Raw genomic sequence first — 18440 nt, 5'->3', positions numbered from 1 at the left:
TTGTCCACCAGATGAGCCCCGGCCCCAACAACCAATGTGCGACAACCGATATGCGAGGTAACCGGAGATGACCGAGAAAACGATGTCCGGCAGTTCCGTCGACGGGCACAGCATTGCCGCCCCCGCGCGGCAGGCCGTACCCTGGCTCACGGTTCTGCCGCTGGCTGCGGTCATGGCCTACGCTGACGGATTCTGGATGGTGTCGCTGCGCGGAGCAGTCGGGGCAATCGAACGCACGCAGGAGCCATTCGCCAGCTGGCTTCGCGAGTCCACAGCCACGCTTCCAGTTTTCGTGTTGGCCGTGCTGGCAGCCGTCACGCTGGCAATGCGCTGGTTCGGACCAGCGCTCTCCAGGCCCAGTAAGTTCATTGCCACGGGCCTCCTGATCGCCGCGGCAGGCACCCTCGCAGGGATGGCCCAGCTTGCCGTTAACTCTGCGTGGGACTATGCCCTGCAGCATCGGCTCATGGGCGCCATGCACCACGCGGCCACCGGCAGTTCGGTGTCCGATCTCGACCAGGCGTCACTGACGGTGCAGCTGGTCTCCATCGCCTATGGCAGCGGAATATTGCTGGTCACCAACGTCGTGCTCACCGGCTGGGTGGTGGCGATGCGCGGCGGCCGGATGGATATCAGCCGGGCCCAACGGCGGCCGGCGCGAACTGCGCCGATCGGCCTCAGCAGGCTGCTTGTGGCCGTGGCGCTTTTCGGCAGCGCGGCCATCCACGGGGCTGTCATACCCGGGCACCTTGACCACTGGGCCCCGGCCGGCGCCTTCTTCCTCGTCCTGGCCTTGGCCGAGCTTATCCTTGGCCTGCGCATGCTCGGCCGGCACCACCGCGGTGCACTCCCGGCCGTCGCAGCGGCCTCGGCAGTCCCACTGGCGCTGTGGCTGTGGTCCCGCACGGCCGGACTCCCCTTCGGACCCGAAGCCGGTGTCCCCGAACTTGTCGGCCTGGCCGATATCGCTGCCTGCATCCTTGAGCTCGCCACCCTGGTGGTCGCCATCGTCCTGCTCCGCGGCGGTAATGCACTGCCCGGCAGAAAGGGCGCCACCGCAGCACGTCCCCCGGCATCAGCACACCTCCGCTCCATCACGGCGCTTGCTGCAATCGCCGTCGGCGTACTCGGGATGGCAGGCACCGTGCCGGGGTGGTTCGGCGAAGCAGGAAGCGCGTCTGACATCTCGCATAGCGCCCATCCGTGACGTGAGCCGGCCCCAACCGGGCGCCCCGCCCCGCCGAAGCATTTAGTCCCGCTCCGCTAGGTCCTTCGTGAACGCCAGGGGCCCGATGGTTTCCGGATCGGCGGCCAGGTCGAAGTGTGGCGTGTAGCCGGTGTTCAGGTACAGGTGTTTGGCCTCGGGCTGGCGCGGCCCGGTGGTGAGGTAGACCCTGCCGTACCCGCGCGCGCCGGCCAGCCGTTCCAGCTCGGCCAGGACCCGGCGGGCCAGCCCGCGCCGCCGGTGCGCCGAGTGGGTCCAGATCCGCTTGAACTCGGCAGTCCGGGCGTCGTAGCGGCGGAAAGCTCCGCCGGCCACGGACTCGCCGTTCTCCCGGATGATCAGCAACGCCCCGTCCGGAGCCTGGAACTCTGCGGCCGGGTATCTGTTCAGTTCCTCGGCGGCCGAGCCCCGGCCGAACAGGTCCCCGTAGCGGGAGTCGTACTCGACGGCGAGCTCGTCCAGCAGCGGCCGGACGCGCGCGTCGTCCATGGGCAGTTCCAAGACAGCGAGTCCCCCCGCGTCCGCTGACGCGGACGGCGGTGGGGACTGGGGCGGGGCAGTTTCCATGGTCAGGCCTTTCCGACGGCGGCAATAGCGGGACGTGAAGGAGCGGTACGTGAGGTCGCGGGACGTGGCGGACGAAGCCCGGCGATTACGGTGAGGATTCTCCTGGCCAGGGCATCATTTTCGCGGAAGGGCGCGGCGTTTGTCCCCGGGCGGGCGAACGCACCCGCGCCCCAGCCGGAGGTCCCCGGCCCCACGCCGAACATCCTGCCCTGGGCATCCCCTTCGCGGCCCACGAGCTCGTGCGCGGCGGAGACGAGGAGCCGCCCCGTTGAATGCGCGCCGTCGGACGTCAGCAGGTGCTGCTCGGTGCCGACACCCGCGGCGTGCAGTGACCGGAGCAGCGGATTGGCGGACCGTGCCACGGATGGAGCCGGGAGTCTGGCCTCGATGAAGGCCCTGGCCCGTACCGTCACGTCCGACTGCGACGACGTTGCCACGAAATAGCCTGTCGCCTCATCCGCGGCCACGTCCAGGCCCGGCCCCAGGAACTGCAGCAGCCCGGCCCGGTGAAGCGCCAGCATCTCGCGCAGCCGCCGCGGCGGAGGCCCGGAATCCACGAAGCTGAAGAAGCCGTGCCACCAGCCCTGGACCTCCTGCTGGGAGCGTGCGTTCAGCCGTTCGGGCGGGACGATCCGTCCCAGTTCCATGTAGACCTTGAGGAGCGCTATGAACAGCGCCAAGGTTTCCGGATGGTCGAGGCCGGTCCGCAGCTCGAGGTCGTGGCCGATGTAGCCGGCCACCGCATCCTGGACCTCCCGGTGGCCGGCGAACTGCCGCCCGCCGAAAGGCCGGTCCAGCCGCTCAAGGTCCAGGTGCAGGGCCGCATCGGGGACGGCCGCCGCCACGAGGTCCCGGCGGCCGCTGCTGTACCAGTCGAGGTCGGAAAACCGGGCCGAGAACTCGGTCCAGCCCATGCTGACCCGTTCCGGGCTGCCGGTAAACAGCTCACGGTAGTAGCCATGGCCGGCGTCCTTGGCGATGAGCGGCCACAGCTGGGTACGGAAATCCAGCTCGCCGTGGCGCGCCAGCAGCGCCTGGACGGCTCCGGCCGTGAAAAACCGCGGATCTCCGGCCGGCTCGCCGCGCAGGGCTGAGCTGATCTTGGAATGGTAGGGCACGCCGCGCCGCGATCCCGCCCACAGCCGGGGCTCGGCCCCGGACGGAACGTAACGGAGGCCGCCGTCGGACATCTCTTCAAACCGGCCTCCGCGGCCTTCCATCAGCAGCACCAGCAGGTCAACGAACGCGAGTCCCATGCCGGAGACGATGACGTCCTGTCCCGCGGTAATCGGTGAGTAGTCGACGTCGGTGGTATAGCTGGGTGCCGCATGGAACCCGCCGTGCCGGGCGGCGAAACCTGTCCAGCCGGCCGACCGGGCATCCGGCTGGGAGTCCGTATGGCCCAGCGCCGCGATGACGACGTCGGCGTGCAGCGTGCCGCCGCCGGCCAGCCGCACGCCGTACCGCGCGCCGTCGGGTTCCACACCCACTGCTGTGTCCCGGTGGACCGTGACACTGACATCGCCGCCGAGCGCTCGGACAGCCCGGCGGAAGAACCACTCGAGGTATTTGCTCTGCAGCTGGCGGGTGGGAAACGTGGTCCCCGACAGCGAGCGCAGCTGCCCCAGCAGGGCAGGTGGCAACGCGGGAACGTCAGTGATGGAGCCACCGAGCACTCCTACCGCCCATTCGGCCAGGCCCGGGCCGTCAGCCGGCGGCCCATCGCACTGCACCGAGGAGTCGGTGAACATGGTGACGTCCGCGGCGGCCGAGTTCAGCATGAGTCCGGGGTGCTGGCCGAAGCGCCAGATCCTGCCGGACCCGGGCTCGTAGGGTTCCACGACGTGGATGTCTAGAGGGACGTCCGCCAGCTCGGGCCGGTTCGCGGCGAGCCGCTCCAGGATACCTGCGGTGCGCGGACCGCCGCCGAGGAAGACGACGGAAGGGTTCTGCGCTGGCATCGGCACTCCTGATCGGGACGGCTTGGGAGCCTCAGGCTAGGGTGCAAAACCGGCCCGGGTCGAGGGGCGGGTAACGGCTGTTCACCCCGCGTAACGGCGCGTAAATCAGCGCAAGAATTCGTCTCATGACGCCCCGCTAAGCCGGATGAACGAATGCAACCAGGCGCTTTGCCGGAGGTTCCCGGCGGACCTAGATTGGCAGCCAACCGACCCCCGAAAACACCAACTGGAAGAAGCGAGGTGGCGCATGAGTTCAGCAGCAACCAAGGTGTCGCAGTCCGCACCGGAGCCGGCGTCCGCCGCACCCGGAACCGCGGAGGCCGCCGCCGGCACGGCCGGAAGGGTTCCCGGACCAACGAAACCCGGCCCACGGAAACCCGCCACCGACTACGCCGACTACTCCCTCGTCTCGGCGCCCCGGCCGTGGCGCTGGGTGGGGACGGCCGTCGTCGCACTGGGCCTTGCGGCGGTGGCCTGGTCCCTGGCGACTAACCCGCGCTGGGAGTGGGACGTGGTGGGGCAGTGGTTCACCGCCCAGTCCGTGGTGAAGGGCCTCCTGGAGACGCTCAAGCTCACCGCAATCTCCGGCGTGCTCGGGTTTGTCCTGGGCTTCATCCTGGCCCTCATGCGGCTCTCCGCCTCCCCGCTGCTGTTGTCCGTGTCCTGGACGTTCTCGTGGATCTTCCGGTCCACCCCGCTCCTGGTCCAGATGCTGCTTTGGTACAACCTGGGGTATCTCTACGAGAAGATCAGCCTGGGCATCCCGTTCACGGACATCCGCTTCTTCGAGGTCCAGACCACCACACTGATCAGCCAGTTTGCGGCAGCAGTGCTCGGTCTGACCCTGAACCAGGCAGCCTACTCAGCGGAAATCATCCGCGGCGGCATCCTGTCCGTGGATCAGGGGCAGCTCGAAGCGGCAGCCGCGCTGGGCATTCCGGCCTGGCGCCGGTCCACCCGGATCGTGCTGCCGCAGGCGATGCGCGCCATCCTTCCCACTGCCTTCAACGAGATCATCGGCCTGGTCAAGGGCACCTCCATCGTGTACGTCCTGGCCTATTCGGAGCTGTTCTACACGGTCCAGGTGATCTACAACCGCACGCAGCAGGTCCTGCCGCTGCTCTTGGTGGCCACCCTCTGGTACGTGGTGATCACCTCGGTGCTCAGTGTTTTCCAGTACTACATCGAGCGGCACTACTCCAAGGGCGCGGTGCGCACCCTGCCGCTCACCCCGCTGCAGAAGGCACGGAAATTCTTCGCCACCCATGCCCCCGTAAGGAGCCTCCGATGAGCACCGCCACCGCTGCACCCGAAACCACCCGCGGGCTCGTGGAGATCACGAAAGTCCGCAAGGCCTTCGGTGCCACCGAAGTGCTGAAGGGAATCTCCCTGACCGTTGAGCCCGGCGGCGTGGCGGTGATCGTGGGACCCTCCGGCTCGGGCAAATCCACCCTGCTGCGGACCATCAACCACCTGGAAAAGGTGGACGGCGGGTTCATTGCGATCGACGGCGAACTGGTGGGCTACCGGGTCCGCGGGAACAGGCTCCACGAACTCCGCGAAAAGGACATCCTGAAGCAGCGCACCGAAATCGGCATGGTGTTCCAGAACTTCAACCTGTTCCCGCACCTGACCGCCCTGGAAAACGTGGCCGAGGCCCCAGTGGTGGCCCAGGGCCGGTCCAAGGCGGAAGCCCGCGAGCGCGGCCTCGAACTGCTGGACCGGGTGGGGCTCAAGGACCGTGCCGGGGCCTATCCGCGGCAGCTCTCCGGCGGCCAGCAGCAGCGGGTGGCCATTGCCCGGGCGCTCGCGCTGGATCCCAAGATCCTGCTCTTCGACGAGCCCACGTCCGCCCTCGACCCGGAACTGGTCAACGAGGTCCTCGACGTGATCCGCGAACTCGCCAAGTCCGGGACCACCCTGATCATCGTCACGCACGAGATGGGCTTCGCCCGCGACGTCGCCGACACCGTGGTGTTCATGGACCAAGGCCAGATCGTGGAACAGGGCGCCCCCAAGGACATCTTCACCAACCCGCAGGAAGAACGGACCCGGAGCTTCTTCTCCAAGGTCATCGAACCCGCTTTCAACATCTAAGGAACTCCCATGGGACTCTTTCCCCGCCAGTCCGCAGCCAAGCAACGCGCCGGAGCCCGAACCCGCGCTCTTCCGGTGCGTCCCGCCGTCGTGCTTCTCAGTGCCGCGGCGCTCATCGGCGCCGCTGCGGTGTCCGGCTGTTCCGATCCGGGGGCGGCAGCCGCCGGTGCCGGCGCTTCGGGCCAGAACCCGGCGACGACGGCGGCACGCAACGGGGTGGTCTACAACACCTCTCCGGACCAGCAGCGGATCAGGGCGAAAAAGATCGACGAGCTGGCCGCGAAGGTTCCCGCGCTGATCGGCAAGGACGGCAAGCTGACCGTGGCCACCACGGCCGGCTCCATTCCGCTGTCCTTCCACGCCACGGACGACAAAACGCCGATCGGCTCGGAGCTGGATATCGCGCAGCTGGTGGCGGACAAGCTGGGCCTGGACCTCGACATCCAGGTGACGTCCTGGGAAAACTGGCCGCTCAAGACCCAGTCCGGCGACTTCGAGGCGGTGTTCTCCAACGTGGGCATCAACAAGGACCGGGTGAAGCTGTTCGACTTCGCCAGCTACCGGGCCGCGTACATGGGGTTCGAGGCCAAGAAGACCTCCTCCTACGACATCAAGGGCGCGGACGACATCTCCGGCCTGAAGGTTTCCGTGGGCTCCGGCACGAACCAGGAAAAGATCCTGCTGGCCTGGAACAAGGAGCTCGAAGACAAAGGCAAGGCGCCGGCCACCCTGCAGTACTACTCCTCGGACGCTGACACCATCCTCGCGTTGTCCTCCGGCCGGACCGACCTGAACATCGCGCCGTACCCGTCCACGGTGTACCGGGAAAACACCCGTGACGACCTGAAGATCGTGGGCAAGGTCAACGCCGGCTGGCCCTCCGAGACCCTCGTGGCGGCCACCACGCTGAAAGGCAACGGCCTGGCCCCGGCCATCACGGCGGCGCTGAACTCGGCCATCAAGGACGGTTCCTACGCCAAGGTGCTGGACCGCTGGGGCCTGTCCGAGGAGGCCCTGCCGGAGTCCAAGACCGTCACCGAGGCAACGTTCAAGGCCGCGGCATGAAGTTCCAGGTCCTCGACATCATCCCCCACCTGAAAAACCCGCTCACCGGAGGGATCGTCTCGACGGCGGACCGGCTGAACCAGGTGGTGCAGACGGCCCGGCGCGCTGAGGAACTCGGGTATGACAGCTTCTCGGTGGGCGAACGGCACGCCGGAGAGTTCATCTCGTCTTCCCCCACCACGGTGCTGGCTGCCATCGCCGCCGTCACCCGCAGGATTAGGCTGCAGAGCGGGGTGACGGTCCTGTCCGTGCTCGACCCCGTGCGTGTGGCCGAGGACTACGACACGATCGACCAGCTGAGCCGGGGACGGCTTGAGCTGGTGATCGGCAAAGGCAACGAGGTGCTGCAGTACCCGTTGTTCGGCCTGGATCTGGCCGACCAGTGGGACCTGCTGGCCGAGAAGTACTCGCTGCTGCGTCGGCTCTGGCGCGAGGAGGGCGTCACGTGGTCCGGCCGCTTCCGCGCCCCGTTGGCCGAAACCACCACCACGCCGCGCCCGTTTGCCGGCGCGCCCCGGGTGTGGCACGGCTCCGCCACCACGCTGACCTCGGCCGGGCTGGCGGCCCAATGGGGGGATCCGCTGTTCACCGCGAACGCCATCCAGCCGCGTGAGAACTACAAGGTGCTCATCGACCACTACCGCGAGGAATACGAGTTCCACGGCCACGACCCCCGGCACCAGTACCTCGGCTCCGGCAGCGGCGCGGGCGGCGTCTTCCTTGCGGACACCACGCAGGAAGCCAAGCGCCAGTTCGGCCCGGTGTATGAGGCGCTGACCGCCAACCGCAACGTCCCGGGCAACAACTCGCCGTTCCGGGACATTGACCACGCTGTGGCGGAGGGCCCTGCCCTCGTGGGCAGCCCGGAGCAGGTGATCGACAAGATCCTCAGCTACCACGGGCTTTACGGTCACGACCTGCAGTCCATCTCCCTGCCAACCACCCTTCCGTTCGGGCAGCAGCTGGAGATCCTCGAGCGGTTTGCGCTCGAGGTCATTCCTGCCGTCCGGGCCGCAGCTCCCACGAGTTTGTGGGAACCAGCCGATCCGTTCGGTGGCCGTCCCAAGTCCGCGGGAGCCACCGAGCCGGACGCAGCCTCAGCAGTCAGCGCCGACCACGACGACCACAGGAGCGACCATGCCCACGTCTACGCACACTGAAACGAACGGCTGGTCGAGCTTGTCGAGACCGGATCTCGACATGGAGGACGACGGCGGCAGCGTCACCGTCGTGTTCGGTCCGATCGCGGAACGGGACGGACTCAACCTCACGGCGGGGGACGCCGTCGTCGAACTGGCCAAGCGCGGCGGTGAGTACATCGTCCGGCCCCGGCACCCGGAGAACCCGCTGCTCAACCAGTACCGCGGCTTCAACCGCGCCGTGAACCTGCCCTGCGCTTACACAGACCTCGCCACCTGCCCGCTGCCGCCAGCCGAAAACCGGCTGCCCGTGGCCATCGAGGCCGGAGAGCAGACCCCCTACGAAAGGCAGGACCAGCAGTGAGCACTCCCCCGATTCCGGCCCGGCCGGGTTTTCTTGCCCTGGAGCTCGACGGCGACGGCGCCCACCCCGCCGCCTGGCGCAAGGCGCGGCACACTCCAGCTGAACTGCTGGACGGAACCCGGATCCGGGCCACGGTGCTGGCCGCTGAATCCGCCGGCTTCCATGTGGCGACCTTCGCGGATGGCGCCGTGCCCGGCGGCACCGGAATCACCGGCCAGCTGAACGCCCTCCAGCGCGCGGCCTTTTCCGGACCGGTGACAAGCTCCATCATTGTGGTGCCGGAGGTGGACACCGTCTACACCGAGCCTTTCCACGTCTCCACGCAGCTGGCAAGCCTCGATTACGTGTCGGGCGGGCGTGCCGGCTGGCTGGTTGCCGCCTCGGACAGCGCGGCAGACGCCGCCGCCGTCGGGCGCCAAACCGTCAGCGGCGCCGGACTGGGGCGGGAGGCCGCGGACTCCATCGAGGTCAGCCGCCGGCTCTGGGACTCCTGGGAGGACGACGCGGTGATCCGCGACGTCGCCACGGGACGGTACCTGGACGTCGACAAGCTGCACTATGTCGATTTCGAAAGCGCGGGCGGCTTTGAAAGCGGGGCCGACGCCGTGGGTGCAACGTACTCCGTCAAGGGTCCCTCGATCATTCCCCGGCCGCTCCAGGGGCAACTGCCAGTGGTGGTGCCGGCAGGCCTGCTGGCTTCGGGCCGGCTGTCCGCCGGGGCAACGGATGCCCTGCTTGTTTCGGCGCCCACGCCTGACCTGCTGGCTGCCGAGGTGGCCGAAGCCCGCAGCGCTTTGGCCGCCACAGCGGGTGGCGCCTCTGCCGTGATTGCCGAGCTCGACGTCGTCCTCGATGCCCGCGGCCAGGCCGCGGAAGGGCGGCTCGCGGAGCTAAACGCGCACACCCCATGGGAGAGCACCCGGGCCCGGTTCGTCGGCACCGCGCCGGAGCTGATCGAGCTGCTGACCACGCTTTTGGAAACGGCCGACGGCGTGCGCCTGCACCCGGCGGTCCTTGACGTGGACCTCGAGGAACTGGCACAGCTGGTCCTTCCCTCGCTGCGGCGCCGCGGCGTGCTGGCGCCGGTGCAGCCGGACACCACGTTCCGCCAGTTGCTCGGTCTGCAACGCCCTGCCAGCCGCTACGCCACCGCGCGCCATGGCGCAGATTCCGTCCTCGCAGGCCCGGCCGCAAGCTCCACCGCACACCAGGGAGAGAACAATGACTGACACATCCATCGGCAGCGGCTTTATGCCGTCCGGCCAGCTGCAGCTCGGCATCTTCTTCCAGGGCGTGAACTCCGGGACCATCTGGAAGTCGCCGCAATCAGGATCGCAGACGGACTTCGAATCGTTCCGCCGCATTGCCCAGACCGCCGAGCGCGGCCTGTTCGCCGCCTTTTTCCTGGGCGAGGGGCTGCGGCTGCGCGAGCACCTCGGCCGCCCGCACGCACTGGACGTGGCAGGCCGGCCCGACGCCCAGACCATGCTCGCGGCCCTCGCCTCGGTGACCTCGCACATCGGACTCGTAGCCACCCAGAACACCACGTACAACGATCCCGCGGACCTCGCCCACCGGCTGTCCACCCTGGACCTGCTCTCCGGCGGACGCGCGGCCTGGAACGTTGTCACCACGGACAACGCCTGGACCGGGGCCAACTTCCGCCGCGGCGGCTACCTGGACCACGCGGACCGCTACGTCCACGCCGAGGCGTTCGTGGAAACGGCCAAGAGGATCTGGGACTCCTGGGAGGAGGGTGCCGTGGCCGCCTCCCCCGCCGCTGAATCCTGGTCTGCTCCCGGTTCTGCCCGGCCCGTGCACCATGAAGGCCAGCACTACTCTGTGGACTACCGGCCCAAGCTGCCGCGGAGCGCCCAGTACAGGCCGGTGCTGTTCCAGGCAGGCGATTCGCCGGACGGGCGCGACTTCGCGGCGCGGCAGGCAGACGTCATCTTCTCTGCCCACCCCAAGTTTGACGACGCCCTCAACTTCCGCCGCGACATCGTGGAACGCACACTCAAGGCGGGCCGCGGCGCCAACGACGTCAAGATCATGCCGGCCAGCGAATTCATCCTCGCACCCACGCCGCAGGAGGCACGGGAGAAGAAGGAGTGGGTGCGGAGCCTGCAGATCGGCCCGCAGCAGGCCATCGCCTACCTTGAACAGTTTTGGGGGCGGGAGCTTCAGGAGTTTGATCCGGACGGCCCCCTGCCGGAGATCGATCCGGTGGTGGAGGAGACGTCCGAGACCCGCGGCAGCGGCTTCCACGGCGCCAAGGCACGGCAGCTGGCGGACCAGTGGCGGGCCGAGGCGAAGGAAAAGGGCCTCACCATCAGGCAATTTGTCTCCGCGAAAACCAGCCGCGTTGACGCCACCTTTACCGGCTCCTACACGGAGGTGGCTGACCGGCTGGTCGACTACGCACGCACGGGCGCCGTGGACGGGTTCAACATCTCACCGTGGCTGATCCCCACGGGCCTGGACGACATCGTCAACCACCTCGTCCCTGCGCTGCAGGAACGGGGCGTCTACCCCACCCAGTACGCCGGAAGCACCCTGCGGGAGAACCTGGGGCTGGCATCCCCGGTCCGCCAGGACGCCGGCGTCGCGCAGGAGGTGTAAGAACGTGCGCAGCACCGGGCCGGACGCCACCGGGAACGACGTGCAGGCCGGAGGCCGGGCCGCGGGCTGGACGACGGCAGGCGGCAAACAAACCGACACCTCAGCCGGCACCATCCGGCTCCAGCTGACGGTCTGGGAGCAGATGCTCTGATGCTCGACGGTTGCTCCGCTACTGTCGCTTTTGCCCAACAAAAAGGCGGTGACGGAGCAGCCGATGGGCACCCCGTCGACTGCTCCGTAACTGCCGTTTTGGCGCGGGATAAGGGCAGTTACGGAGCAACCGATGAAAGGTGAGGCTACTTCTTGGGCAAGCCGGCCGGGTTCAGTTCTGACTTCTGCACGGCTTCGGCGGAGAGGCCCCAACGGTCCAGGATCTTGGCGTAGCTGCCGTCCTGGATCAGGTGGTTCAGTCCGGCCTGGGCGGCGGCCGCGAAGCCGTTGCCCTTCTTGGTGGTGGCGGCAATGCTGGCCTTCAGCGGCCAGCCGCCGTCCACCAGGCCCACCAGCTTCGTCTTGGCATCGCTGGCCGCCTTGTACGCTGCGGTGGCATTCGGCCCGAACGTCAGGTCCGCCCGGCCGGACTGCAGGGCCAGGTTCGAGGCGGAGTCGTCGTCGTAGTACTGGAATTCGACCGGCTTGAGCCCCTTCGCCTTGTTCTCCTCGTCCCAGCGCAGCAGGATGGACTCCTGGTTGGTGCCCGAGCCCACGATGACGCGCTTCCCGGCCACGTCCGCGGCGGATTCAACTTTGGTCACGCCGCTGTCGCTCTTGGCGTAGAACCCCAGCTTGTCGTCCCGGTAGCTCGCGAAGTCGTATTTGAGCTTTCGTTCCTCGGTGACGGTTACGTTGGACAGCACGGCCTCGTACTTGCCCGACTCAACGCCGAGCGGCCAGTCCGCCCAGGCCGTGGGAACAATGTCCGCTTCCAGCCCCAGGGTCTGTGCCAGCGCGACGGCGATGTCCACCTCGTTGCCCACCGGCGTCTTGTTGTCGGTGGCGTACACCGCCAGGGGCGGTGCGAACGGGCTGACCGCCACCGTCAGCTTTCCGTCTTTCTTGATGGCCTCCGGAACAAGGGCGGCGGCCGCCGGGTCAACGGTGACGGGGACGCGGTCCTGCTGCGGGGAAAGGTTGAAGGTCTTGGCGGCTGACGACGAAGCCGCCGTGGCCGTTCCGGCATTCCCGGCCGCCGCGGCACCGGGGTCGGAGCAGGCGGAAAGTCCCAGCAGAGTGGTGGCTGCCAAGGCGACGCCAACGCCGGGCTTGAGAATGAAACGGGCCATGATTTTCCCCTTGGAAGTGTCGGATGCAATGGTTGTCGCAGCAACTATCCGGCAGCGAAATAGCCGGGTCAAAAGGTTCTGAAACCAAGGGAGACACGGAGTAACGGCGGTTAATCCTGCGTCTGCAGGCGTCATATCCCCTGTCCGGCCGGCAGCAACCGCGTCTAGTCTCGAACTATGAACAATCACTTCACGGACGAACGGGACAGTTACGGCCGGCTCCTGGTTGACAGGGAAGTGTGGCGGCAGGCAACCACGCTGGCCGCCGCCGGGGAGCTGACCGCACGATGGCTGGAAGGCAAGAGCGAATACCAGGCGGGAACGCTTGCCCCGGACTTTGATGACGAAACGCGGCCCATCGCCGGGCAACTGGCCGAGATCAACCGCAGCGGGCTCTTCACGAAGGAGTCCCAGCCGGGACTTGCCGCGGACGCCAGCCATGCGCAGCGGGAGTACGTCACGGGTTTCTGCTCCACGGAGTCGGCCCGGCGCCTCCTGCAGCTTTCCACGCAAACGGAATTTGTTGCCATCGCCCATGCCCCGGGCGAGATGAGCCGCGCGTCCATTCCCGTGACGCTCGACGGCGAGGACGTAGCCACCGTCCTGGGGACCAGCGAGAGCCCCATCGAGGCGGAGCAGATCCGGGACTGGGCGGAGGAGAGCAACGAAACGCTCGCCCTCGTCCTGGCGGATTCCTGGTACGTCGAACTGCTCGATCCGGTATGGGGACGGAACCAGCGCCTCCTGCCTGCGGTCCTGGAGACGCTGAGGTCTGCGCCGGAGGATTTTTAACGGTTTACGACCTCCCGTGAACGTCCGCGACCTCCGGTGAATCCCTGCTACGGCGGCCATTGTGGGCGGGTTGAGGCTCTACGTAATCTCAGTCCAACACCCCCCAACAAACCCCCGAAGGAACACCATGTCGACGTCAAAGGACAATCCGGGGTCCACCCGGATCGCCGCGGGAGAGACCCGCCCCAATCGCCCCCGCCGGCTCAAAATAGGCATCGCCGTTGGCCTGCTGGCCGTCCTCGGCGCAGGCGCCGCAGTGGCCGCCAGCTCGATCCGCAACACTGACACCGCAGCCGCAAACACCGCTGTCACCTCCAGTCCCGCTACGGAACTGAAGCTGGGTTACTTCGGCAATGTCACGCACGCCGCGGCCCTGGTGGGCGTCAATCAGGGCTTTATCAAGGACAACCTGGGCAGCACCAAGCTCTCCACGCAGGTGTTCAACGCCGGCCCGGCGGCCATCGAGGCGCTCAACGCCGGGGCCATCGACGCGACCTACATCGGCCCGAACCCGGCCATCAACTCGTTCGTCAAGAGCAAGGGCGAATCCATCAGCATCATCGCCGGGGCAGCCTCCGGCGGCGCSCAGCTGGTGGTCAAGCCCGGGATTAAGACGCCGGCTGACCTGAARGGMAAGRCGCTGGCATCGCCGCAGCTGGGCGGCACCCAGGACGTGGCGCTGCGCGCCTGGCTGGGCAAGCAGGGTTTCAAGACCAACACCGACGGCGGCGGGGACGTCRMAATCAATCCCACCGAGAACGCCCAGACGCTGAAGCTGTTCCAGGACGGAAAGCTCGACGGCGCGTGGCTGCCGGAGCCGTGGGCCTCCCGCCTGGTGCTCCAGGCCGGCGCGAAGGTCCTGGTCGATGAGAAGGACCTGTGGGACGGGTCGCTGACGGGCAAGCCGGGCGAGTTCCCCACCACCATCCTGATCGTAAACAAAAAGTTCGCCGCCGAGCACCCGCAGACCGTCGAAGGGCTGCTGAAGGGCCACGCCGAAGCGGTCAAGTGGCTCAACGACACTCCCGCCGCGGAAAAGGCCGCCAAGGTCAACGCGGCCCTGAAGGAGGCGGCCGGCAAGGCGCTCCCGCAGGACGTCATCGACCGGTCCCTGAAGAACATCGTGTTCACCGTTGACCCGCTGGCCGGAGCCTTCAACAAGCTGCTGCAGGACGGCGTGGACGCCGGCACCACCAAACAGGCCGACCTCAACGGCATCTTCGACCTCACCACGCTGAACGGCGTCACCGGGCAAAAGACCTCCGCGGCCGGACTCGGCAAGGACTGACCCTCAGGCCAGACCGGCAGTTCCAGTTCAATACAATCCAGTTCAATACAAAGAGGAGATCCGGCGGGAACATTCCCGCCGGATCTCCTCGCTGTTTGTGCTGCACCAGGGGTGAACCAGTCCGCCTGCTGTTCTGAATTCTGCGCCTACAGCGCGCCCTGAAGTTCGTCGAGGACGTAGGACGCCTCGTGGGCCTTCAGCAGATAATGGAAGACAATCGCCGCGGGCGCCGCCTGACTGCCGGTGTATTCCGCCGCCGTCCACGGTCCCCCGGCCACAGCCCCCGCCCAGGCATGGGCCTCGTCCCAGTGGACACCGGCCGGACCGCGCTCGGAAACAAGACGCAGGGCCACCGAAAATCCCACCTCAGCAGGGCCGCCCGAAGCCTGCCGCTGGGCAAAGCCCACGATGTCCACTGACACACCCGGCGTGGTCAAGGACGGCCGGGGCGCCATGGCCGTGGCGGCGCCGTCCAGGCCGCCGGTACCGATGTCCTGACAGGTCAAGGCACACACCTGGTCGCGGAACACAGTCAGTTCCTCGCTGCACTGTGCGCGGATCCTGCGAGCCAAAGCGGTGATCATCGGGACTCCGTTCTTGTCTGTACTTGTGGACCAAACCAACCACTCGGACGGTTAGTCCACAATGCACAAGGACACGGACGGACTCAGGACGCAACACGGCTTAACGAACGGCAGTATGGCGTAAAGAAACGCAGGGCGCAGGCCACCGGCGCAGGCAGCCGGCGGCCGGGATCTAGAGGCGCATTCGTGCCACGAAGCGGAACCTGTCGCCCCGGAAAACCGACCGGGTCCACTCAACAGGACTGCCCTCCGGGTTGAAGCCGAGCCGGTGCACCAGCAGCATCGGGGCCCCCATTTCGACATCCAGCAGCCGGACCTCATCGGGGCCGGCGAGCTTGGTCTCCACCGTGTCCTCCACTTCAATGATGCGGATTCCGTAGTCCTCGCTTAAGGCGGAATACAGCGATCCCCGGGTCTCCACGTTGTGCGCAAGGTCCGGCAGCGCTCCGGCGAGGAAGGCTGTTTCGTGGGCGAGCGGTTCGCCGTTGACCAGCCTGATGCGCTCGACGCGATGGACATCGGTCCCGGGATCCACTCCCAGTCTCCGGGCGGTGACGGGATCGGCGGCCACCGTGCTCATATCCAGGATTTTGGCCGACGCCGTGAGCCCCTGACTCGCCGCGTCGTCGGAAAACGAGGTGAGCTGGCGGACATGCGTGACTTTCGGCGGCGCGACAAAGGTGCCCCGCCCCTGTGTTCGGTCGAGGCGGCCCTCGGCCACGAGTTCCCCGATCGCCTGGCGGACCGTGGTGCGGGACGTCGAGTACTGCTCGGCCAACGCCCGCTCCGTGGGAATCAAGGTGCCCGGGGCTGCGTCCTCGATGAGCGCGAGGATCTGCTCCTTGAGCACGTAGTACTTGGGCAGCGCAGCGGCGTGGGTCTCCATGACTGCGATATTACCTATTGACAGGAAAATTGGTCTACGCCAAAATGGAGAAAATTGGTTTATACCAATTCAGGCACTCGCTTAATGAGAACCCAAACCCCTCCCCTAGGCAGACAAGGACCCAAAGATGTCGTTCCTGCAAGACCTTCGCCAGACGCCCCGTCTGGGCCTCCTGGTCGGCGGCACCGCCGCCACCATCGGGATCATTTACGGCTACGATCTTTCAAATATCGCCGGCGCCCTGCTCTTCATCACCAAGGAATTCCAGCTCTCCACGAGCCAGCAGGAACTGGTGACCACCGCCGTCGTCGTCGGTGAAGTCCTCGGCGCTGTACTGGGCGGCTGGCTCGCCAACCTCTTTGGCCGCAAGGCGTGCATGGTGGGAGTCGCCGGCGCCTATGCCGCCTTCGCCATCCTGAGCGCATTGTCTGCGGACGTCCCCATGCTGCTCATTGCCCGGCTCCTGCTGGGCCTGACGATCGGCATTTCCGTGGTGGTGGTGCCCGTGTTCGTGGCCGAATCCGCGCCCCCGAAGGTCCGGGGCGCCCTGCTCGTCGCCTACCAGGTGGCCACCGTCATCGGCATCATCGTCGGATACCTGGCGGCCTATGCCTTGTCCGCCACCGAAAACTGGCGCCTGATGCTGGGCCTGGCGGCCGTCCCTGCGGCAGCGGTCCTCGCCGTCACGCTCCGGCTCCCTGACACCGCCCGCTGGTACATGATGCGCGGACGCACCGAGGATGCCCGCCGCACACTGTCCTCCATCGAACCGCACACCGACGTGGACGCCGAACTGGCCGACATGCAGCGCGCCATCGGCGACGAACGCGGCGGAGGCCTGCGGGAAATGCTGCGCTCCCCGTACCTCAAGGCCACAGTCTTCGTGGTCGGGCTGGGCTTCTTCATCCAGATCACCGGCATCAACGCCGTGGTCTACTACAGCCCGCGGATCTTCGAAGCGATGGGCTTCACGGGCAACGCCGCCCTGCTTTTGCTCCCTGCCCTGGTCCAGGCCGCCTCGCTGGTTGCCGTCTTCGTGTCGCTGTCCCTGGTGGACAAGGTGGGGCGGCGGCCCATTCTCCTCGGCGGCATCGCGATGATGATCGTCGCCAACATCATTCTCGTTGCCGTCTTCATGGCGGGCCGCGACTTCGGCGGAGCCCTGACCGTCATCGGATTCCTGGGCGTCCTCCTGTTCACCGTCGGCTTTACGTTCGGATTCGGCGCGCTGGTCTGGGTCTACGCCGGGGAATCGTTCCCGGCACGCCTGCGGTCCCTGGGCGCCAGCGCCATGCTGACCTCCGACCTCGTGGCCAACGTCATCGTCGCAGCGTTCTTCCTCACGATGCTGCAGCGCCTGGGCGGAGCCGGGACCTTCGCCGTGTTCGGCGCCCTCGCCGTCGCCGGGTTCATCTTCGTGCACCGCCTCGCACCGGAAACCAAGGGCCGAAACCTCGAAGAAATCCGGCACTACTGGGAAAACGGCGCCCGCTGGCCGGAGCAGACCGGCAGCAAGCCGGCGGCCAAGTAATGCCCCGCGTCCTCGGCCTGGATATCGGGGGCTCTAAGACCCACGCCATCCTGGCGGGCAACGCTGTCAATGACAACGCCGACGACGGCGGGCAGGCTGTCGTCGAGTGCACCGGCGGCAGCGCGAACATCACCTCAGTCGGAGAGCCGGCGGCTTCCGCCGCACTGGACGGCCTCGCCCGCCGGCTCGGCGCCGGAAACCCTGACGGCCACGGAATCCACACCGTCTGCGCCGGCGCTGCCGGGGCAGACACTCCCGAGAGCCGGGACCGGCTCGCGGCCATGCTCTCGCGAAGGTTCCCGGAAGCCCGGATCCAGGTGGTCCACGACACCCGCATCATCCTCGCAGCGGAAAGCCTGGACGCCGGCACGGTCCTGATCTCCGGCACCGGTTCCGCCGCCTGGGCACAGAGCGCGGACGGCCGCGAAGCCAGGGCGGGCGGCTGGGGGTACCTGCTGGGCGACGAAGGAAGCGGCTACGCCGTCACCCGCAGCGCCGTTCGCAACGTACTCACTGAACACGACGCGGGCAAGCCTCCCGGGCCGCTGTCGGTGCGCATCCTGAAACGGACCGGCGCCGCCGAACCCCTGGCGCTGCTGGACCTCTTCTACCGCAACCCGGAACGCCGGTATTGGGCCGGCCTTGCCGGCACAGTGTTCGACGTGGCTGCCATGGGGGACGTGGCCGCCAACGCCATCGCCGAGGACGCCGCCCGGCAACTGGCAGCCTTGGCCGTCGCCGTCAACGAGCGGCTGGGCGGCCTTCCGGGATCCGATGGTCACGGGTCCGGCGCTCCCGGATCAGCAGGTCCACCCGTCCTCCTGGCCGGCGGGATGCTGGTCAACCAGCCGCTCCTGGCCGGCCGTGTCCGGGCGTTTCTGGAAGGACGCGGGCTGACCGACGTCAGGGTCCTGGACCGCGCCCCCGCCTGGGGCGCCGTGAAGCTGGCCCAGGAACTGGCCAACTCCACCGGCGCCGGCATGCCCCACCGTTCGAACCATTCCATCCACTCTCCGGCCTAAAACCATCGCTTCAC

Annotated in this window: 17 protein-coding genes and 1 pseudogene; 13 read left to right on the top strand and 5 right to left on the bottom strand. The window is 67.5% G+C overall.

The genetic code is table 11. The annotated features are described in order from the left end of the window. Positions 1–67 precede the first annotated feature (67 nt). The gene (locus tag AC1D14_RS07735) at positions 68–1207 is read left to right on the top strand and encodes a hypothetical protein (protein ID WP_476882497.1); all 1140 of its coding nucleotides are present in this window, start codon (positions 68–70) and stop codon (positions 1205–1207) included. 42 nt (positions 1208–1249) lie between these two features. Here the strand turns inward: AC1D14_RS07735 and AC1D14_RS07730 are convergent, their stop codons facing one another. Beyond that, positions 1250–1792: a GNAT family N-acetyltransferase gene (locus AC1D14_RS07730; RefSeq protein ID WP_476882496.1), complete on the bottom strand. Its 543-nt coding sequence runs from the start codon at positions 1790–1792 to the stop codon at positions 1250–1252. A gap of 2 nt (positions 1793–1794) precedes the next feature. After that, positions 1795–3753, bottom strand: a complete 1959-nt coding sequence (locus AC1D14_RS07725; protein ID WP_476968266.1) for an FAD/NAD(P)-binding protein — start codon at positions 3751–3753, stop codon at positions 1795–1797. A 247-nt stretch (positions 3754–4000) separates the two neighbouring features. Between AC1D14_RS07725 and AC1D14_RS07720 the strand changes: the two genes are divergently transcribed. The 8 genes and pseudogenes from AC1D14_RS07720 (at position 4001) to AC1D14_RS07685 (ending at position 11191) form a co-directional block, all read left to right on the top strand. Further along, the gene (locus AC1D14_RS07720; protein ID WP_230121232.1) at positions 4001–5044 is read left to right on the top strand and encodes an amino acid ABC transporter permease; all 1044 of its coding nucleotides are present in this window, start codon (positions 4001–4003) and stop codon (positions 5042–5044) included. Next, a complete protein-coding gene (locus AC1D14_RS07715; RefSeq protein ID WP_230121233.1) occupies positions 5041–5850 on the top strand; it encodes an amino acid ABC transporter ATP-binding protein in 810 nt (269 codons plus the stop codon). The genes AC1D14_RS07720 and AC1D14_RS07715 overlap by 4 nt, the downstream gene beginning before the upstream one ends. Positions 5851–5859: 9 nt before the next feature. Then, positions 5860–6915, top strand: coding sequence for an ABC transporter substrate-binding protein (locus tag AC1D14_RS07710; RefSeq protein ID WP_230121234.1), 1056 nt, complete (start codon positions 5860–5862; stop codon positions 6913–6915). Beyond that, a complete protein-coding gene (locus AC1D14_RS07705) occupies positions 6912–8075 on the top strand; it encodes an LLM class flavin-dependent oxidoreductase (protein ID WP_230121235.1) in 1164 nt (387 codons plus the stop codon). Before AC1D14_RS07710 ends, AC1D14_RS07705 begins: the two co-directional genes overlap by 4 nt. A 19-nt stretch (positions 8076–8094) precedes the next feature. Continuing rightward, a pseudogene (locus AC1D14_RS07700) lies at positions 8095–8418 on the top strand (DUF1684 domain-containing protein); the annotation flags it as partial. After that, the gene (locus AC1D14_RS07695) at positions 8415–9647 is read left to right on the top strand and encodes an LLM class flavin-dependent oxidoreductase (protein WP_476968265.1); all 1233 of its coding nucleotides are present in this window, start codon (positions 8415–8417) and stop codon (positions 9645–9647) included. The pseudogene AC1D14_RS07700 and the gene AC1D14_RS07695, both read left to right, overlap by 4 nt. Then, on the top strand, positions 9640–11040 hold the full coding sequence (locus AC1D14_RS07690) for an NtaA/DmoA family FMN-dependent monooxygenase (RefSeq protein ID WP_476968264.1): 1401 nt from the start codon (positions 9640–9642) through the stop codon (positions 11038–11040). The genes AC1D14_RS07695 and AC1D14_RS07690 overlap by 8 nt, the downstream gene beginning before the upstream one ends. Before the next feature lie 4 nt (positions 11041–11044). Further along, positions 11045–11191, top strand: coding sequence for a hypothetical protein (locus AC1D14_RS07685; RefSeq protein WP_230121239.1), 147 nt, complete (start codon positions 11045–11047; stop codon positions 11189–11191). A gap of 145 nt (positions 11192–11336) precedes the next feature. Here the strand turns inward: AC1D14_RS07685 and AC1D14_RS07680 are convergent, their stop codons facing one another. Next, positions 11337–12323 (bottom strand): ABC transporter substrate-binding protein, encoded by a 987-nt coding sequence (locus AC1D14_RS07680; protein ID WP_230121240.1) that lies wholly within the window; start codon positions 12321–12323, stop codon positions 11337–11339. 177 nt (positions 12324–12500) lie between these two features. Here AC1D14_RS07680 and AC1D14_RS07675 point away from each other — a divergent pair, with 177 nt between their 5' ends. Together AC1D14_RS07675 and AC1D14_RS07670 are read left to right on the top strand one after the other, a co-directional pair. Next, a complete protein-coding gene (locus tag AC1D14_RS07675; RefSeq protein ID WP_476968263.1) occupies positions 12501–13115 on the top strand; it encodes a DUF6919 domain-containing protein in 615 nt (204 codons plus the stop codon). Between the two features lie 127 nt (positions 13116–13242). Then, positions 13243–14403, top strand: a complete 1161-nt coding sequence (locus tag AC1D14_RS07670) for an ABC transporter substrate-binding protein (RefSeq protein ID WP_476968262.1) — start codon at positions 13243–13245, stop codon at positions 14401–14403. Positions 14404–14549: 146 nt separating this feature from the next. Here the strand turns inward: AC1D14_RS07670 and AC1D14_RS07665 are convergent, their stop codons facing one another. Further along, positions 14550–14987 (bottom strand): hypothetical protein, encoded by a 438-nt coding sequence (locus AC1D14_RS07665; RefSeq protein ID WP_230118157.1) that lies wholly within the window; start codon positions 14985–14987, stop codon positions 14550–14552. 172 nt (positions 14988–15159) lie between these two features. Then, positions 15160–15873: a GntR family transcriptional regulator gene (locus AC1D14_RS07660; RefSeq protein WP_230118158.1), complete on the bottom strand. Its 714-nt coding sequence runs from the start codon at positions 15871–15873 to the stop codon at positions 15160–15162. A gap of 127 nt (positions 15874–16000) precedes the next feature. On the opposite strand from AC1D14_RS07660, the gene AC1D14_RS07655 reads away from it, so the two are divergent. Both AC1D14_RS07655 and AC1D14_RS07650 read left to right on the top strand, forming a co-directional pair. Beyond that, positions 16001–17404: a sugar porter family MFS transporter gene (locus tag AC1D14_RS07655; RefSeq protein ID WP_230118159.1), complete on the top strand. Its 1404-nt coding sequence runs from the start codon at positions 16001–16003 to the stop codon at positions 17402–17404. Further along, entirely contained in the window at positions 17404–18426 is a 1023-nt protein-coding gene (locus AC1D14_RS07650) for an N-acetylglucosamine kinase (protein ID WP_230118160.1), read from the top strand. The genes AC1D14_RS07655 and AC1D14_RS07650 overlap by 1 nt, the downstream gene beginning before the upstream one ends. Positions 18427–18440 lie beyond the last annotated feature (14 nt).

Source organism: Arthrobacter sp. P1_B11, from assembly GCF_056406715.1.
Note: the sequence above shows the minus strand (reverse complement) of the source record. Positions and strands in the feature narration are given on the sequence as shown.

Excerpts from the sequence above, each read along its gene's own strand:
- AC1D14_RS07715 (WP_230121233.1), top strand. The coding sequence starts at position 5,041 with ATGAGCACCGCCACCGCTGCACCCGAAACCACCCGCGGGCTCGTGGAG.
- AC1D14_RS07655 (WP_230118159.1), top strand. The coding sequence starts at position 16,001 with ATGTCGTTCCTGCAAGACCTTCGCCAGACGCCCCGTCTGGGCCTCCTG.
- AC1D14_RS07705 (WP_230121235.1), top strand. The coding sequence starts at position 6,912 with ATGAAGTTCCAGGTCCTCGACATCATCCCCCACCTGAAAAACCCGCTC.
- AC1D14_RS07665 (WP_230118157.1), bottom strand. The coding sequence starts at position 14,987 with ATGATCACCGCTTTGGCTCGCAGGATCCGCGCACAGTGCAGCGAGGAA.
- AC1D14_RS07725 (WP_476968266.1), bottom strand. The coding sequence starts at position 3,753 with ATGCCAGCGCAGAACCCTTCCGTCGTCTTCCTCGGCGGCGGTCCGCGC.
- AC1D14_RS07710 (WP_230121234.1), top strand. The coding sequence starts at position 5,860 with ATGGGACTCTTTCCCCGCCAGTCCGCAGCCAAGCAACGCGCCGGAGCC.
- AC1D14_RS07680 (WP_230121240.1), bottom strand. The coding sequence starts at position 12,323 with ATGGCCCGTTTCATTCTCAAGCCCGGCGTTGGCGTCGCCTTGGCAGCC.
- AC1D14_RS07660 (WP_230118158.1), bottom strand. The coding sequence starts at position 15,873 with ATGGAGACCCACGCCGCTGCGCTGCCCAAGTACTACGTGCTCAAGGAG.
- AC1D14_RS07650 (WP_230118160.1), top strand. The coding sequence starts at position 17,404 with ATGCCCCGCGTCCTCGGCCTGGATATCGGGGGCTCTAAGACCCACGCC.
- AC1D14_RS07690 (WP_476968264.1), top strand. The coding sequence starts at position 9,640 with ATGACTGACACATCCATCGGCAGCGGCTTTATGCCGTCCGGCCAGCTG.
- AC1D14_RS07730 (WP_476882496.1), bottom strand. The coding sequence starts at position 1,792 with ATGGAAACTGCCCCGCCCCAGTCCCCACCGCCGTCCGCGTCAGCGGAC.
- AC1D14_RS07675 (WP_476968263.1), top strand. The coding sequence starts at position 12,501 with ATGAACAATCACTTCACGGACGAACGGGACAGTTACGGCCGGCTCCTG.
- AC1D14_RS07720 (WP_230121232.1), top strand. The coding sequence starts at position 4,001 with ATGAGTTCAGCAGCAACCAAGGTGTCGCAGTCCGCACCGGAGCCGGCG.
- AC1D14_RS07735 (WP_476882497.1), top strand. The coding sequence starts at position 68 with ATGACCGAGAAAACGATGTCCGGCAGTTCCGTCGACGGGCACAGCATT.